At 56.4% G+C, this 16,762-nt stretch carries 8 protein-coding genes; 5 read left to right on the plus strand and 3 right to left on the minus strand.

The window, feature by feature from the left end; genetic code table 11:
- The first annotated feature begins 272 nt into the window (after positions 1-272).
- From ACEQ15_RS00080 to ACEQ15_RS00100, 5 genes are read left to right on the plus strand one after another with little or no spacing between them, the layout of a single operon-like run.
- Positions 273-8,072 (plus strand): DUF4347 domain-containing protein, encoded by a 7,800-nt coding sequence (locus ACEQ15_RS00080; protein ID WP_370276894.1) that lies wholly within the window; start codon positions 273-275, stop codon positions 8,070-8,072.
- 25 nt (positions 8,073-8,097) lie between these two features.
- Positions 8,098-9,957, plus strand: a complete 1,860-nt coding sequence (locus tag ACEQ15_RS00085) for a TolC family protein (RefSeq protein ID WP_370276895.1) — start codon at positions 8,098-8,100, stop codon at positions 9,955-9,957.
- Positions 9,957-10,748 carry an efflux RND transporter periplasmic adaptor subunit gene (locus ACEQ15_RS00090; RefSeq protein WP_370276896.1) on the plus strand — a complete coding sequence of 264 codons (792 nt, stop codon included), beginning with the start codon at positions 9,957-9,959 and terminating at the stop codon, positions 10,746-10,748. Before ACEQ15_RS00085 ends, ACEQ15_RS00090 begins: the two co-directional genes overlap by 1 nt.
- Positions 10,741-12,069 (plus strand): efflux RND transporter periplasmic adaptor subunit, encoded by a 1,329-nt coding sequence (locus ACEQ15_RS00095; RefSeq protein WP_370276897.1) that lies wholly within the window; start codon positions 10,741-10,743, stop codon positions 12,067-12,069. Before ACEQ15_RS00090 ends, ACEQ15_RS00095 begins: the two co-directional genes overlap by 8 nt.
- Before the next feature lies 1 nt (position 12,070).
- Positions 12,071-14,185: an HlyD family efflux transporter periplasmic adaptor subunit gene (locus tag ACEQ15_RS00100; RefSeq protein WP_370276898.1), complete on the plus strand. Its 2,115-nt coding sequence runs from the start codon at positions 12,071-12,073 to the stop codon at positions 14,183-14,185.
- Positions 14,186-14,222: 37 nt separating this feature from the next.
- On the opposite strand, the gene metA is transcribed toward ACEQ15_RS00100, so the two are convergent.
- The 3 genes from metA to ACEQ15_RS00115 form a co-directional block, all read right to left on the minus strand.
- The gene (gene metA, locus ACEQ15_RS00105; RefSeq protein ID WP_370276899.1) at positions 14,223-15,140 is read right to left on the minus strand and encodes a homoserine O-succinyltransferase; all 918 of its coding nucleotides are present in this window, start codon (positions 15,138-15,140) and stop codon (positions 14,223-14,225) included.
- A 128-nt stretch (positions 15,141-15,268) separates the two neighbouring features.
- Positions 15,269-16,180 (minus strand): MBL fold metallo-hydrolase, encoded by a 912-nt coding sequence (locus ACEQ15_RS00110; protein ID WP_370276900.1) that lies wholly within the window; start codon positions 16,178-16,180, stop codon positions 15,269-15,271.
- 66 nt (positions 16,181-16,246) lie between these two features.
- Positions 16,247-16,744 (minus strand): MarR family winged helix-turn-helix transcriptional regulator, encoded by a 498-nt coding sequence (locus tag ACEQ15_RS00115; protein ID WP_370276901.1) that lies wholly within the window; start codon positions 16,742-16,744, stop codon positions 16,247-16,249.
- Positions 16,745-16,762 lie beyond the last annotated feature (18 nt).

Here is a 16,762-nt window from a genome sequence, read left to right on the forward strand (position 1 = left end):
CTGTAGATTACAGTGGTTTCAGAGTAGTTGATGTAGAAGACACGCGCAAACTGTAAACCCCACATGGTACGAAATTTAAAAGCCCACCTTGTTCATATAGGGCTAAAAAGGATTGTAAGGCGCAGGGAAAGCGAATATTGAACGTCTGTCCTCTCCTTCCTCATACCTGAAACAAATCGCTTTACTTACGCAGGAATACAAATGCGCCGTGTGTAAATCTCTGGTTTAGAGTAACCAGAACACGGTGTCTGATGCTCTGAAAGGGAACCAAGATGATGAAAAAGCAGGATGATTCAGCTGTAGCTGGCGTATTTACCCGTAAGCCCCTGTTTCGAGCGCTTGAGCAGCGCATTATGTTTGATGCCGCAGCTGTAGATACCGCAGCGCAGGTGAGCGCTGCTGACGTGACAGCAGAGCCTCAAGCGGCGAAGGATGATCCGCTGCTGGATCAACTGGCGGAGCTGGTGCCGCCAGCAGAGCGTGACTCATCCCGTTTGGTGGTGGTTGATCAGAGCGTTACTAACTACGATCAGCTAATTGCCCAAATCCCGGAACATTACAGTGTGCTGGTGGTTTCCGCCGGTGAAAACGGCCTGGAGCGTCTTGCCGAGTCCCTGCAGTTCTATAACGAGCTGGATTCCATCCATATCCTGAGTCACGGCAGTAATGACTTGTTTCAACTTGGTGACGATCAACTGACCACCCAGAACATCGACCAATACGCGGATGAGTTAGGGCGAATCGGCCAGGCCCTGAGACCAACCGGCGATATCCTGCTATACGGCTGCGACTTGGCGGCGAATGAACAGGGCCAGAGCTTGCTGCAGCAGATTTCGTCCCTGACGGGCGCTGATGTGGCTGCATCTGATGATGCCACCGGTGCAAGCCAATTGGGTGGTGACTGGGTGTTGGAGCAGCAGGTTGGAGAGGTCGAGACGTCAGCGCTGGATCTGGTGTACGGAAGTGTATTGACGGCCGAATCAACAAACGAGCCACAGATAACGGCGGATAGCACCGAAGTCGATCAGGCATTAGGTCGTAACTCCCTGGTAGCTCGCCTGAGTATCACCAATCCCCAGCCAGGTCAGTCGTTCGTATTCAGCTTTAGCGACGGCGATGGTAGCCATAACAACGACGCGTTTTCCATCGATTCTCGTGGTTTGCTGCGGGTTAACGATGCCTCTGCATTACCCTTGGGTGATGTAACTGTCTGGGTGCAGGCCGCGTTGAGTCAGGGAGACGATGAGGGGATCTATACCGTTCAGCGAGAGCTGACCCTCACCGTGGTGGATACCACGGCACCTAAATTCCGTGGCGACAGTGACCGGACCGGCAACAGTTCTGGCTTCTTTGGGCGTGTTGCACCGGGGATGGCGAATGGTGCTGCCGTAGGTATCACCGTCGAAATGGATCGCCAGGATCAGGGAAACGTGACTTTTACCTTGGGTGACGATGCCGACGGGCGTTTTCAGATCGATACGGACACCGGGGTTGTCACGATCAAGGACGGCTCCCGCTTTGATCCTGACGTGAGTGCAAACCATGACATCGTGGTAGTAGCCACCGATCTGGCTGGCAATGCCAGCGAAAAAACATACGGCATCCAGGTCAAAACCGCAGAAGGTGCGGCGCGTGATGATAGCGGCACCACCACCCAGGATCGTACCCGCACTGGTAATGTGCTGAGCAACGACCGCGATCCGGACGGCAATAATAATGCTTTGACTGTGGTTGCCGTGGGTGGCAGCGCGGACAACGTGGGTCAGGCAGTGGCGGGTAGCACCGGTGGCCTGTTTACGATCGATGCGGATGGCAGCTGGATCTATGATCCAAACGGTGAAATGGCTCATGTGGCCAACAGGGCTGTGCTGGAAACCAGTATCGACATCACCGTGCTTGATTCACTGGGCCTGGAAAGCACCAGCACGCTGACCATCGATGTGCAGGGTACCAACGAGAAACCAACCAACCTTCGTCTGAACGATACAACCGATCCGATTGAGTTCAGCCTGGGCCCAACAAACCGAGCAGTGGGTGTGTTCACTGTAGATGATGTTGACCAAGGGGATACCCACAGCTACAGCATCAACCGAGACAACAGCCGCGCATTTGAGATTGTGGGTAATAGGTTATTGGTCAAGGAAGGAGTGAATCTGGCACCGGGTACCTACAGCCTCACCATCAACGCCCGTGACAACAATACTTTGATTCAGCAGGTTTTTACCATCAACGTTGTGGATAACTCTGCGCCGGTGTTTGGGGACTACATCGACAGCGACCCGGCAGGTAACAGTGATAGCGCACAGGGTAATGTTGCCGACGGTGCAATTGGAGGTACCGCCGTGGGTATTACCGCCACCGCTGAGGATGCATCCGATATCACCTACAGCCTGAGCGATGATGCCAGCGGACGTTTTGTGATTGATGCGGAGACCGGTGTAATCTCGGTTGCACAAAGCATCACCATCAGTTTTGCTGATGCACCGTACTTTGATATCACGGTGTCAGCCCGCGATGCCTTCGATAACACGTCCGAGCAGGTCTACCGCGTGACGGTCACCGATCTGCCGCCGGTAGCGGTGGATGACAGCGTAACCACCGTGGAAAACACCCCTGATCCAGTCACTGGCGATCTGCTGGCGAACGATCAGAATCCTGCTGAAGCACACGATCTTCTGCAGGTGTCGGGTGTGAACGGCTCGGTAGATAACCTGGGGCAGGCAATCGCCGGTGATAACGGCGGCCTGTTTACCGTCAATGCGGATGGCACCTGGAGCTTTACGCCAGATCCCGCCTTCAACGCGATGCAAGCAGGCGATAGCCTGACCACCTCCGTACAGATCACCGTGGCCGATAGCCGTAACAGCACTGCGGAAAGCACCTTGAGTGTTATCGTGCACGGTGAGAAAGATGCACCGGAACAGATCGCACTGAGTGGTAATACGGTTGCCCTGGACGGTGATGAGCTGGTAATCGGCCGTCTGCAGGCGGACGATCCGGATACCGGGGATCTGCACAGCTTCACTCTGGTTGAGCTGGATGGCGATGCCGGGGAGAACGCTTTCTTCCGTATCAATGGTGATACGCTGGAGCTGGTGGATACGGCCATCGGTACCGGCACCGCCACCGTCTATATTCAGGCTCGTGATACCAGCGGCCTGACCCATATCCAGACCTTTGAGATCCGCGTCACCGATACCGCGATCCTGAAGATTACCGGTGACAGTGACAGTGCGGGTAATGCTGCCAACGGGCAGCACGTTGGCCTGATCAAGGAAGGTGCTGCGGCGGGTACCGAAGTGGGTATCCAGGTGGAAGCGACCCATGCACTTGATCCGGAAGTCACCATTAGCTTCAGCTTATCGGACGATGCGGCGGGACTTTTCCAGATCGACAGCGACAGCGGTGTAGTCACCGTGGCCGAAAACGCCACCTTTGATATTACCCAGAACCGCACCCACACCGTCGTTGTGCAGGCCAGTGCCAGCGATGGCCTGTTGGTGACCGCACGCTTTGTGATCGGTGTTGTGCCGGATGTGCTGAGGGTGGTGAACGACAGTGCTGAAACCAGCGAAGATGCCGCGCAACCAATCAGCGGTAACGTTGTGGATAACGATCCGGCCAAAACTCAGCTGGGTGGCCCTTTGACGGTGACCGCTGTAAACGGTGAAGTATCCGGTCTGGGCCAGGCAATCAGTGGCGATAACGGCGGTACATTCACCATCAATGCCGACGGTAGCTGGCAGTTTGATCCGGCTGGCGCGTTTGACGAACTGACAATCGCTGAAGAAAGGGTGACAACGGTAAGCCTGACGTTGAGTAATGCGTTGGGTGATACCTCGACCAGTACACTCAGCGTGACGGTAACCGGCGTTGCTGATGCACCGCAAGACCTTCAGTTGGATAACCCGTTTTACGATGTGCTGAGTAATAGCGGCAAAGTGGGTGAACTGAGCGTAACTGATCCGGACAGCGCTGCAGATGACGTGACATTCAGCTTACCCATCCATGACCAGTCTGCTAACCACCTGTTTGAAATTCAAGGCAACGCGCTGCATTTCCTGAATCCGGAAACATTGAATGTGGGTCAGGTTTTGCCGGTATATATCGAGGCCAACGACGGAGAGCAAACCTCCGGACACTGGGTCGATGTCTATGTGCGTAACTCAGACGTCCCATTGATACTGGGGGATTTAGATCCACGTGGTAATGATAATTTTGATCATTGGCACGGTGTGATCGCTGAAGGGACCCATGAGACAGATACTGAGGTTGGTATCACCGTGGGTGTAAACCACACAGAAGCTTTTACCTATGCCATCGAGAATGCAGGAGCGGATCTGCCGTTTATCATCGATCAGGATACCGGTGTCATTTCCGTTGCCGCAGGCACAACACTCAACGCCGAAGCTAATGTATCTTACCGCTTGAATGTGAGTGTCACGGATGTGCAGGGTGACACTGCCTCTCAGGTATACAGAGTCCGTGTTGAAAACGTTGCCCCGGACGCGGCAGATGATGCCATTACGACCACGCCTGATGTGCTGTATATCAACGGCAATGTGTTAGATAACGACAGCGACCCGGCATTGAGCGATGCACAGCGTCAGGTTGAGCTGAAAGTGACCGCGGTTAACGGCAATACCAATCTGGTTGGTGAGGCTATTCCTGGAAACAACGGCGGTGCATTTGCAGTCCGGGCAGACGGTGTTTGGGTATTTGCTCCGGGCATTGATTTTGCTTCGCTCCAGCCAGGGCAAAGTGCTCAGACATCGGTGACTGTCACAGTGTCCGATCAGATCCTCGACAGCTTTGGTTATCCCGATTCCGATGGTTTGAGTGACGAGAGTGTTCTCACTGTTACGGTAAAAGCCCCTTCTGATATCACTCTGAGTGAGAACCGACTTGACTTAGCGGGAGACCGCAATGCTGTTGGAACGTTATCTGCTGACGGGATTGCCGGAGAAGGTCCATTTACCTTCTCGTTAGTTGCGGGTGTTGGAGGTGATCACAACAGCCTCTTCGAGATCGATTCCGATACATTGAATGTAGTGCGGGAACCACTGCCTGAGCCGGGAATATTCAGCATACGGGTGAAGGTTAGTGACGAAGCAGGAAACGCAAGCGAAGCCGTCTTTACCGTTACACTGCTCGATACAGATAAGGCGTTCCACATTCGTGATATCGACACCCTGAACAACCGCGGTATCAATCCGAACGGCAGTGGTGCCGTGATGGAAGGTGCAGAGTATGGGACTGCTGTGGGCATTACCGCGGCGCCGGATCAGCCACGCTTGCCACTTACCTTCAGTCTATCCAATGATGCAGATGGTCGGTTCTTCATTGAAGAAACTACAGGGATCGTTCGAGTGGCGGACGGCAGCAAAATCAATGCTGAAGATGGTGATTCCTACTACCGCGTAACCGTCAAAGCGGTTGAAGCCGTGACCGCGCGCGAGGCGGAATACACATTTACCGTGTATCTGGACAATGTGGCGCTCAACGCGCTGGATGATTCTGCCAGCATCAATGCCTCAGCATCGACTCCAGTGGGCGGCAACATCTTTGCCAACGACAGTGATCCAAACAGTGAACTGCCGGGAGATGATGCCGTTGTACTGGCGGCCGGCTCACCGGTGGATAACAAGCTTACCCAGTTTGGAGGAGAAGAAGGCCTCAAGAACCAGATGAATAGCCTCTACGGAGCAGGGGTTGGCGTGGATATGTCCGGTTCGACAGGTGGCATCTTCCGTATAAATTCCGATGGTAGTTGGACCTTTGACCCCGATGGCGCGTTTGACTCAGTGCTGCGTGGTGAAACCCGTGTAACTGTGTTGACCGTCGTAGTCTCGGATCAGGGATTGGGTGAAGATGAGGGCAGTGTTTATCTGAAGCCGGACCTGCCTGATTACGTACGGGGGATGCCGGGTGAACCAAGCGTTATCCAGATCAGTGTAACGGTTCACGGTGAATACGATCCTGATTTTACCATCAGCGATATCGATCCAAGTTCACATCACTATGCTCAGCCCAATGCCAGTGGTCGTGTTACTGAGGGGGCGGTGACCGGGAGCGGCGTTGGTATCCAGTACGGAGCAGATGTTGATGGTCTGCAGCTGCGCTTTGAAATGGTTGAAGATGCGGATGGGCGTTTTGCGGTTGATCCGGATACCGGTGTGGTTACCGTTGCAGATGCCAGCAAAATCAACGCAGAAGACGGTATTTATGAATATCAGATTTTCGTTCGTGCCACAGATACACGTAGCGGAAAAACAGATCTGACCACAAGTCTGATCAAATTGGATAACGCACCCATTCAAGGCAATCGCGATGTCGCGGAAACCACCGAGAATGGCAGCTTGATCTCAGGCAATCTGTTTGCAAATGACAGCGACCCTAACAGCACGCTGCCAGGAAATGACGCGGTTGTGCTCGCCGCAGGCAGTGCGTTAGACCTGTATAAGGGACGTGATGACCTGTCTCCGTATGGTGACTATGTCGGTGAGGGGATTGCTCCACAGATTCGGGGTAGCAACGGTGGTTTTTTCACCGTCAGCCCAGATGGCAACTGGACCTTTGATCCTAACGGCGAGTTTGAAGATCTCGCCGGCGGTTTATCTCGTGCAACGACGCTATCTGTTCTGATTGCGGATCAGGGTGTTCACTCAGGGGAGGCACCTCACCCAGAGACGCTGCCATCCTATGTCAGGGACATGATCGGAAAACCCGTCGTAACCGAAATTGTGGTCATCGTTATCGGTGAAAACGACGCTCCTGTCGTAGTCGGAGAGAGTGATCCCGCCTTTACCATCAGTGGTCGTGTGGGTGATGTACTTCGGTACGAATTTAATACCGCCAAGATCTATGACGCAGATGCGAACCATACCCACGAAAACCGGGTTTACGCGCTTGTAGACCAACAAACCCTTCCACCGGGTCTGCGCATCTTTGATCACCCTCCAAGAGTGGTCGGCATTCCATCCGAAGCAGGGGTGTTCGAGTATCGGGTAAAAGCCACGGATCCGATGGCAGCGTCTGCGTTCTTCACGATTCGAGTTGAGATCGCCCAGGCCGAAACAACGATCCCTCCGGTTGTTGAACCTCCGCGTGACAACACACCACCACAACGACAGGACAATGCCCAGCCGCTGTTGCGCGACAACCTGAATCCACCGAGTCCGCGTCCTGCCGGTTTAGGCGGAGCAGCAGGTGGGCCGCCAGTCGACAATCTGTTTGGTGACAATACCGCGCCACCGTCCGGTGAACTGCCGCAGTTACCAGAGCTGAACTTAACGTTTAACAATGTCGGTTTTGACGGCACCGGTGATACCGGTCCGGATCTGACCCCTCGGAATACACCGCAGACACCAGCACAAACACCTGCTCTAGCTGTAGATACCACCGTACCGTTTGATCCGGCACCGTTCGGTCCAACGGCGGCCGGTGTTGAGCGGGACAACGGGTCGGCACGTGGTTCTGTGCAGGTGCTGTTGCCAGACGGGCAGTTTATTGAGCCGCTGCCACGTTCCGCTTCACTGAATGACTACGTATTGGACATTGGCCTGAATCTGGAAAACCAGTTGGGTCTCGTGGATACCCGATTCGACTATGAAGTGCCGGCCGCAGCCTTTGTCTTCCGCTCCGGTGGCGAGATGTTTGTGGGCGAGGTGAGCTATCGCGCGGTACAGGTGGACGGTTCGCCATTGCCGACGTGGCTCAGCTTTAACAACCGTGATGCCCTGTTCACCGGTGTACCGGGCGAATCCGATACCGAAACCCTACAGATTCGTGTGATTGCCGAGTCTGCTGATGGACAGCAGGCATCAGCGGTCTTTGAGATCCGGGTCAACGAGCAACCGGTACAGCGCGCAGAAGGCGCAACCGACAGCAACAACGATCAGGCAGCCGCAGAGGACGCGGCGCCGCATGCCAACGACAAGGAGCAGATTGCAGGCAAAGCCGGTTTGAGTGAACAACTGGCGCACCATGCAGAGCTGGAAAACACAGCGGCTGAACAGCAATTGCTGCAGCAACTGGCCCAGTTCAACTTTGACCAGACGCCAGCGTCATAAACTTTGGACAACAAGAATTCGAACCATGAATAAGCGTATTTTCACCCTTGCACCCCTGAGTCTGGCCATGCTCCTGGCCGGTTGTAGCATCGCACCTCAACCCATGAGCATGCAGGAACTCGATACCCGCATGCGCGATGACCGCATCAAGATGTTTGCCAACAAGCCGGATCGTGTTGAGGATCTGACCCTGGATCAGGCGATCGATATGGCAGTGGAGAACAACTTCGAACTGCGTCAGAAAATGATGGAGGAGGCGATCGCCAGTCGTCAGCTGGACCTGGCCCACTACGATATGCTGCCGGAATTGGTGGCATCGGCAGGCTACACCTCGCGCAGCAACCAGGCGCTGTCCCGCAGCGTAGACTCCAACGGCAACGCGTCCAACACCTTCTCCACCTCTCAGGACCGCAGTATCACCAGTGCCAGTCTGGGTACCGTATGGAACGTGCTGGACTTTGGTGTCAGCTACTACCAGGCGCAGCAGACGGCAGACCAGGTGCTGATCGCCGAGCAGCGTCGCCGTAAGATCGTGCAGAACCTGGTGCAGCAGGTGCGCTCCATGTACTGGAACGCCGTGGGAGCCCAGTACCTGCAGTCCAAGGTTGAGCCGCTGCTGGCAGATGCCCGCGATGCGCTGGCCAAGGCTGAAAAGGTGGGGGAAGAGCAACTGATGAATCCGTTGGATTCCCTGCGCTACCGTAAGGACCTGCTGGAGATTATCCGCCAGCTGGAGGGGCTGCGTGATGATCTGAGCAAGGCGCGTCCGGAACTGGCGGCCCTGCTGGGTCTGCCGCCGGGTACCCGCATCAACCTGGCCGTGCCGGAACAGTTCACCCTGCTGCAGCCGGAACTGCGATACAGCCTGGAAGAGATGGAAGATATTGCACTGAGCAGTCGTCCCGAGCTGATCGAAGCCAACTACCAGAGCCGTATCACCGCGTTGGATACCCGCAAAGCGATGGTCCGATTGCTGCCGGGGGTCGAGGTGGATCTGGGGCGTTACTACGACAGCAACAGTTTCCTGGAGAACAACGGCTGGACCCAGGGCGGTGTGCGCATCTCCTGGAACCTGTTCAACCTGTTGCGCGGTGATGACGACATCGCGCTGGCTGAAGCCCGTGAAGAACTGGCGGAATCCCAGCGTATGGCGCTCAATATGGCGGTCCTGTCTCAGGTACATGTGGCCTGGCTGGATTACCAGAGCCTGACCCGCGAATACGAACGCGCCCGTGAACTGTCCGAGATCGGTGGTGAGATCCACACACGCATGAAAGAACGTCAGGCCGGTTCCGTGCAGTCCCGCATGGAAGAGATCAAGTCGGCAACCAGTGCCCTGACCGAAGAACTGCGTATGTTCCGCGCCTATGCCGGTCTGCAGGAGGCCTACGGTCGTGTAAAGGCGACCTTGGGTAAGGACGACATGAACGATGTGGTGGGTGGATTTTCTATTCCTGAAAAAGTGGTGGCAGAAACCGAAGCGGTAGAGCCAGTAGCAAAGGCCGCAGCCGTCGAAGAGGTTACCCCTGTGGATAATGCTGCTCAGGTTGCGAGTCCACAGGCTGTGATCGACCGCTGGGCGCAGGCATGGCGCAGCAAGGATGTCGACACCTACCTGGATCAATACAGCGCCAATTTCCCAGGCACCGTGCGTGAGCATAACCGTTGGGTGAAAGAGCGAACCCAGCGTTTGATGGCGCCGCGTTACATCGAGCTTGAGCTGGGTGATCGCGTGATTGTCTCCCAGGACGAGCAGAGCGCGACCGTATCGTTCGACCAGTTGTACAAGTCCAACCTGTTCACCGACCGTGTTCGCAAGACTCTGCGTCTGGAGCGCGAGCAGAACGGGTGGAAGATCGTTGCTGAAGTGGCACGGGATCGCTGATGAGTAGGTTGTCCCTTAAGCTGGCCGCTCTGCTGTGTCTGGCTGTGGCGGGATTGGCCCAGGCCAGCCCCGTTACCGACAGTGAGCAGTTGCTGGCCAAAACTGCGGAGTCCCCTACAGCCGGGATGAGTAAACAGGGTATCCGTGCCCAGATCACCTCGCAGCAGCGGATTACCGTCTCTTCCGAGATGCCGGGGCGGATTACGCTGCTGGACGGCCTGCCGGGTGAGCGTTTTAAGAAAGGCTCAACTTTGGTGCGCTTTGACTGTACCGAGCAAAAAGCCCTGCTGCGTAAAGCGCAGGCGATGGAAAAGTCAGCAGCGACCGAATTGGCCGTGCAGAAACGCCTGCTGGAGCTGGACGCAGGCAGCACCATGGAGCTGAGTAAAGCGGAGGCGCGTCTGGCCGAGAATCGGGCGGAAGTCTCCGTAATGAATGTGCGGGTGTCCCGCTGCCAGATTAAAGCGCCGTTCTCCGGTCGTATCGCAGCCCGCGAAGCGGCTGAGCATGAGTATGTGCGGACCGGCACACCATTGCTGGAGCTGTTTGCGGATAACTCGCTGGAGATCCGCTTGATTGTCCCGTCCCGCTGGCTGGCACGGATGAAAAAAGGTGATCCGTTCAAGGTGGCAGTGGAAGAGACCGGCAAGGTGTACGGTGCTGAGGTGATCCGCACCGGTGCTGTGGTTGACCCGATCAGCCAGTCGGTGGAGATAGCCGGTCGTATCCAGAATGCAGGCAAGGAGCTGCTGCCCGGTATGAGTGGTTGGGCCCGTTTCCCGTATGAGTGACGATCTTATTGCGTTGCAGCGGCAAGTGACCGGCCTGTCGCGTCTGCACCAGTTGCAAAAAAAACTGCGTGAAGCACAGTCTGCCGCTCAGATCGGCTTCCTGATGGTGAACGATACCCTGCAGCTGGTGAATTACCGCCAGGCGCTGTGGTGGCTGCCGGGCAAAGGGGTGCGAAATGCCTCAGGCCTGGTGGATGTAGAGAAAAACTCCCCCTACATCCGTTGGGCCAACAAACTTTGTGCCCAGCTCGATACCGACGCAATCCAGGTTGTGGATAAATCCGCCTTACCCGCGGACTTGCGGGAGCAGTGGGACGAATTTATGCCTGCCGAGGCGGTGGCTGTTCCGGTGATGCTGGCGAAAGGGGATGGCAAAAAAGGTCTGTTGGTGCTGGCCCGAGATGCCCAGTGGCAGCCACACGAAACCGGTTTGTTGGCAGAACTAGCCGACATCTACCGCTTTGCCCTGCGCGGCCAGCGCCGACTGCCGCGCAAACAAGTCTCGCTGATGCGTAAACGCTTGTTGCCGGTGCTGCTGGTGGTCGCTGTGGTGTTGAGTATTCTCCCGGTGCGGATCACCGTGTTGGCCCCGGCAGAAGTGGTGGCGAAAGACCCGTTACCGGTCCGTGCGCCCTATGAAGGGGTGGTGGAAACCCTGCATGTGCGTCCCAACCAGAGTGTTAATGCAGGTGACCTGCTGATCTCCCTCGACGGTACCGACCTGCAAAACCGTTTGCAGATTGCTCAGCAGGCGCTGCAGATCGCTAATACCGAGTTTCGTCAGGTGGCACAGCAGGCGGTATTTGATGAACGTGGCAAGCTGGAGCTGGCGATTCGCCGTGGCATGGTGGAGAAAAGTGTCTCCGAGGTGAAATACCTGCAATCCCTGCTGGCCCGCACCGAAGTCCGGGCGGCCCACAGTGGTATTGTGGTGCTGGCCGACGCCAACAGCTGGATCGGTCGCCCGGTGGCACTGGGGCAACAGATCATGACCCTGGCCGATCCCGTCCAGGCTGAACTGCGAGTCGATTTGCCGGTACGGGATGCGATTCCGCTGCAAACGGGCAGTGATGTACGCTTTTTTATGAATATCAGCCCGGATGAACCGCTGGATGCCCGTCTCGACTGGCTGGCCTACAACGCCAGCGAAAGCGATGAAGGGCAGTTGGCCTACAGTGGTCGTGCACGGTTCAGTGAGGGGGAGACCCTGCCGCGTATCGGATTGCGCGGTACGGCCCGCCTCTACGGTGATCGCGCACCGATGATCTATTACCTGCTGCGCCGTCCGCTGGCCGCCCTGCGCCAGTGGATCGGATTCTGATATGGACGCAGTACTGGCGCAGCCGCTGGAGTTGCAGCCTCTGCGCGAAGAGCTGAGCGTTCATCCAGCCGCACCAGGTCCGGACGGTGCGTCGCGTTGGGTGATCGAGGATCCGATCGTGCATCGCTTCTATGAGCTGGACTGGAGCAGCTTTGAGATACTGCGTCGCTGGTCGCTGCCACCGCAGCAGATCGTTGACGAGATTAACAACAGTACCGTACTTAGTCTGGATCTGTCGGATGTGGAAGCACTGCAGGAGTATCTGGCCAAGTCCCAGTTACTGCAGTCAGCAGAGGGGCAGCCGCTCTATGAGCTGTGGCAGCAAGGGAGGCGTTCCAAGTTCAATCAGCTGCTGCATAACTACCTTTTTTTTCGCGTGCCCCTGATCCGCCCGGATCGGATGCTGGCGCGACTCTCACCGCTGTTTGCACGCTGTTATCAGTATCGCTTCTGGTACCTGATCGCGGCGATGACCCTGTTGGGGTTGTTTCTGGTGATGCGCCAATGGGATCAGTTTATCGGCACTTTTGGCGCGTATGGCCAGTGGCAGGACTGGATCTGGTTTGGCTTGGCGCTGGTGGTCAGCAAGTGCAGTCACGAACTGGGACATGCGCTCTCTGCGCACCGCTATGGCTGCCGCGTCCCCACCATGGGCGTGGCGTTTCTGGTGCTCTGGCCGGTGCTGTATACCGACACCAACGAAGCATGGAAGCTGCAATCACGCCGTGCACGTCTGGTCATTGCCGCCAGCGGCATGGCGGCCGAACTGGCATTGGCAACGGTGGCGACCATGGCTTGGAGCCTGACGCCGGAAGGGCCGCTCAGTAGTGCGTTGTTCTTCCTGGCTTCGACGGCTTGGGTAATCACGCTGGGGATCAACCTGAACCCCTTTATGCGCTTTGATGGCTATTTCCTGCTGTCGGATTGGTTGCGTCAGCCCAATCTGCACAGCCGCGCGTTTGCTGTGGCGCGCTGGTGGGTGCGTCGCAAATTGTTTGGATTGGGGGATCGTCCACCGGAGGCACTGACCGCCCGTACGCAGCGCTTTATGATCTGCTTCGCCATTGGCACCTGGCTCTATCGCTTTGTGCTGTTCCTGGGCATCGCGCTGATGGTGTACCACCTGTTTTTTAAGTTGCTCGGCATCTTCCTGATGGTGTTGGAGCTGGTCTGGTTTATCGGTCGTCCAATCATGAATGAGCTGATTGTGTGGTGGCAAAGGAGGCATGATATCCGCTCGCAAAAACGAACCCTCATACCGTTGGTGATTATTGCTGCTTTGCTGGTTGCGATGCTCTGGCCCTGGTCGCACACGGTGCGTGCACCGGCGCTGATTAAACCACAGCAAGCACAGACCTTTTACGCCACAACACCAGGCATACTGACGGACCTGAAGATTGAAAAAGGGATGCAGGTGGAGGCAGGGCAGGTACTGCTGCGTTTGAAGTCACCGGATATCGACTATGAACGGGAGCAGGGTTTGAAGGAGATCAGCCTGCTGCAATGGCAACTGGACCATCAAACCGACTCAGAGCGTCTGCTGGAGCAGGGAGACCTGATCCGTGAACGCTTAGCGCAGGCCTATTCCGAGTTGCGCCGTATTGAAGCGCAGCAACAAAAGCTGGTGGTGACCGCGCCCTTTGCCGGTACCGTGACCAGCTTGAACGAAGCGTTGCAGCGAGGCCAATGGGTGGCTACAGAAGAACCGTTGCTGTCGCTGGCGCAGCCCGATGCACTGCAGGTCGAAGTGCTGGTGGCGGAAACCGATCTGGGGCGGATCAACCCGCAACGGGGTGTTGCTCTTTACCCGGCACAACCGGAGCTGGATCCGTTCAGGTGTGAGCAACTGGAGGTGGAGCACCTGGCGTTGTCGGAGTTGTCCACAGGGCATCTGGCATCTGTCTATGGCGGACCGGTGGCGGTCAATCGAGTGGAAGGCGGTCGTCTGGTGCCGGATCAGGGCACTTACCGGATCACAGCATCCGGTTGTGATGCAACGGCGATCCGCCTGCGCGAGCAGCTTGCAAGCGCGCATCTGGCGAGTGAGCCCTATAGCCTGCTGAGTGGTTTGTGGCGGCGGATACAGGGCACGGTGATCCGCGAAAGCGGTTTCTGATACGTTTCCTGCGTTAGATCGAAAAAGAAAAGGAGTCTTACGACTCCTTGTTCAACTCGTACGGTGTGATCTGGTAAACGTAGTAGTTCAGCCAGTTGGAGAACAGCAGGTGGGCATGGCTGCGCCATGAGTTCTTCGGATGCTGTTCCGGGTTGTCACCCGGGAAGTAGTTCACCGGGATAATCGGATCGATCCCCGCATCCTGATCACGCCAGTATTCCTGTGCCAGGGTCTCTGCATCGTATTCCGGATGACCGGTCACAAACACCTGACGACGGCAGGAGCTGGCAAACAGGTAGGCACCCGCCTCTTCAGAGGTGGCCAGCATATTCAGATCCGTGTGGTTGCAGATGAAGTTCACCGGGAAATCCGCGTTACGGGAGTGCGGCACCAGGAACTGGTCATCAAAACCACGGGTCAGCGGCTCGTGTGGGTGCAGCAGCTGATGCTCGTAGACCCCGGAGAGTTTCTGTTCGCGGGTCTGTTTTGGCAGATCGTATAGCACTTTCAGAGCTGCTTGGGCTGCCCAGCACAGGAACAGGGTTGAGGTTACGTGATCCTGCGACCAGCGAATGATCTCCTGAACTCTGTCCCAATAGTGAATATCTTCAAACTGCACCAAACCCAACGGTGCGCCGGTAACGATCAGGCCGTCGTAGTTTTTATTCCGTACATCGTCGAAGTCGCGGTAAAAGCTATCAAGGTGCTGGCGTGGTGTGTTCTTGCTTTCGCGATTGTCGATGCGCAGCAACTCGATATCCACCTGCAACGGGGTGTTCGAGAGCATTCGAATCAGCTGGTTCTCCGTCTCAATCTTTTTCGGCATCAGGTTGAGCAGCAGCAGCTTCAGCGGGCGCACATCCTGATGAGCCGCCCGGGTCTCGGTCATGACGAAGATGTTCTCACCACTCAGAACATCAACGGCAGGCAGCAGGTCAGGAATTTTAATCGGCATTCTAGTATTACCTCAGACAATCACGCCCCACGGGGTGGTAGGGCTAAATGCAAAGTTAAGCTCTCCAGACTAGTGAATCCTGCGTCGCACATCAACCAAAAGTTGCATAAACACCACAAAATGCACGGTTATAGCGCGTATTTGGAGAGATCGTCTGCGAAATCCACCGGTCCTTGGTAATTTTTACGGATCTCACGCAGGGTATCGGACTCGCGCTCCAGTGTGCGTAGCATGCGGTGGGACAGCACGAGCTTTTTTACTCCAGCTTGTGCGGCAATCTCACCGATACGGGAGGGTGGCATATGCAGGCGACGGGCAACGCCGGTGGCCGCTTCCGGGATGGCGTTGTGAGCAACCAGCAGGTCGGCACTGGTGGCAAGTCGCGTCAGGTTGTCGCTGGTGGCGCTGGTATCACCGCTGAATACGATGGAGCAGCCCGCCGCTTCAACCCGCCAGGCTACCGCTGGAAGAGGGCCGTGGTTAACGTTGAGGCCTTTTAGGGTGACGCGCTCAAGGGACTGGAACCAGACAGTATCTTCCGCATTCACCACGGTGGCAGGCAGTTTGTAGGCCGCGCGCTCGTCATTAACCAAGTAGTTGCTGAGGTAGGACCAGCCCAACCCAAGCAGCGCTTCCTGGAACTTATCCACCGCTGGGAGCAGGTGATTGCCGTACGGACCGTAAACCGGCAGATCGCGATCGCGACCTGTGAAGAACCCACCTTTCACAAACACCGGCCAGTCGGCGCTGTGATCCACATGCAGGTGGGTGAACAGCACTGCATCCAGATCGGCAAAGCGGGCGCCGGACTTCTCGAAATTCAGGCTACTGCCGCCGCCCACATCCACCATCACACGGGCTTTGCCGTCCAGCCAGATCAGGTAGCTGGTTGAGGCGCGTTGATCATTCAATTCCGGGCCACCACTGCCTAATACCTGCAGTTGAACCCGCTCAGCGTCACAAGAGTCTGGGGTGGCTGCCTGCGCAGCAGCGGAAAAAACACAAGCGGCAAGCAGAGGAAGCAGGCGATGGGTAGTCATGACGTAATCTCGGACGGGGATTCATGTTCGCCGTTTGACTGCAAGAAACCCCATCGGTTCGATCGATTACGACTGGGAACGTCCTTCGGTGGACGGCGCGGCGATATCCAGCAAGGGGGCCGCATCGAGTTCTTCTGCGTCCATCATGGAGGCTACATGCTGCAGCGAAGAGAGAATCTGTGTTTGTTCCCACTTCTCGAGGCTTTCCAGACGTTCAATAAACGCCTCATGCAGGAGTGGAGGTGTGTTCACCAGCACGGCCTGTCCCTTCTCTGTCAGGCGGGCATTTACGATACGGCGGTCGCTGGTACTGCGCACACGCTCAACCAACTGACGGTCTTCGAGGCGGTTCAGGATGGTGGTCACCGTCGCCTGGCTCAGCGAGATGTGCCGCGAAAGCTGCTTTACCGTGACATCACCGAGCTCGTCAATCGAACGCAATAGCATCACTTGCGGGATGGTCAGGCCACAGGCCTTTACCACGCGTTTAGATTGCAGATCCGTTGCCCTGATTATCCGGCGCAGTGAGATCAGGATCTCCTGCCAGTAAGGTGAATTTTCCATCTGCTGCTCGTCTACAAC

The sequence above is a fragment of the Pontibacterium sp. genome (assembly GCF_964228735.1).
Lineage (GTDB): Bacteria > Pseudomonadota > Gammaproteobacteria > Pseudomonadales > Balneatricaceae > Pontibacterium.

Coding starts and splice junctions, on each gene's coding strand:
- ACEQ15_RS00115 (WP_370276901.1), bottom strand. CDS start 16,744: ATGGAAAATTCACCTTACTGGCAGGAGATCCTGATCTCACTGCGCCGG.
- ACEQ15_RS00100 (WP_370276898.1), top strand. CDS start 12,071: ATGGACGCAGTACTGGCGCAGCCGCTGGAGTTGCAGCCTCTGCGCGAA.
- ACEQ15_RS00080 (WP_370276894.1), top strand. CDS start 273: ATGATGAAAAAGCAGGATGATTCAGCTGTAGCTGGCGTATTTACCCGT.
- ACEQ15_RS00085 (WP_370276895.1), top strand. CDS start 8,098: ATGAATAAGCGTATTTTCACCCTTGCACCCCTGAGTCTGGCCATGCTC.
- metA (WP_370276899.1), bottom strand. CDS start 15,140: ATGCCGATTAAAATTCCTGACCTGCTGCCTGCCGTTGATGTTCTGAGT.
- ACEQ15_RS00090 (WP_370276896.1), top strand. CDS start 9,957: ATGAGTAGGTTGTCCCTTAAGCTGGCCGCTCTGCTGTGTCTGGCTGTG.
- ACEQ15_RS00095 (WP_370276897.1), top strand. CDS start 10,741: ATGAGTGACGATCTTATTGCGTTGCAGCGGCAAGTGACCGGCCTGTCG.
- ACEQ15_RS00110 (WP_370276900.1), bottom strand. CDS start 16,180: ATGACTACCCATCGCCTGCTTCCTCTGCTTGCCGCTTGTGTTTTTTCC.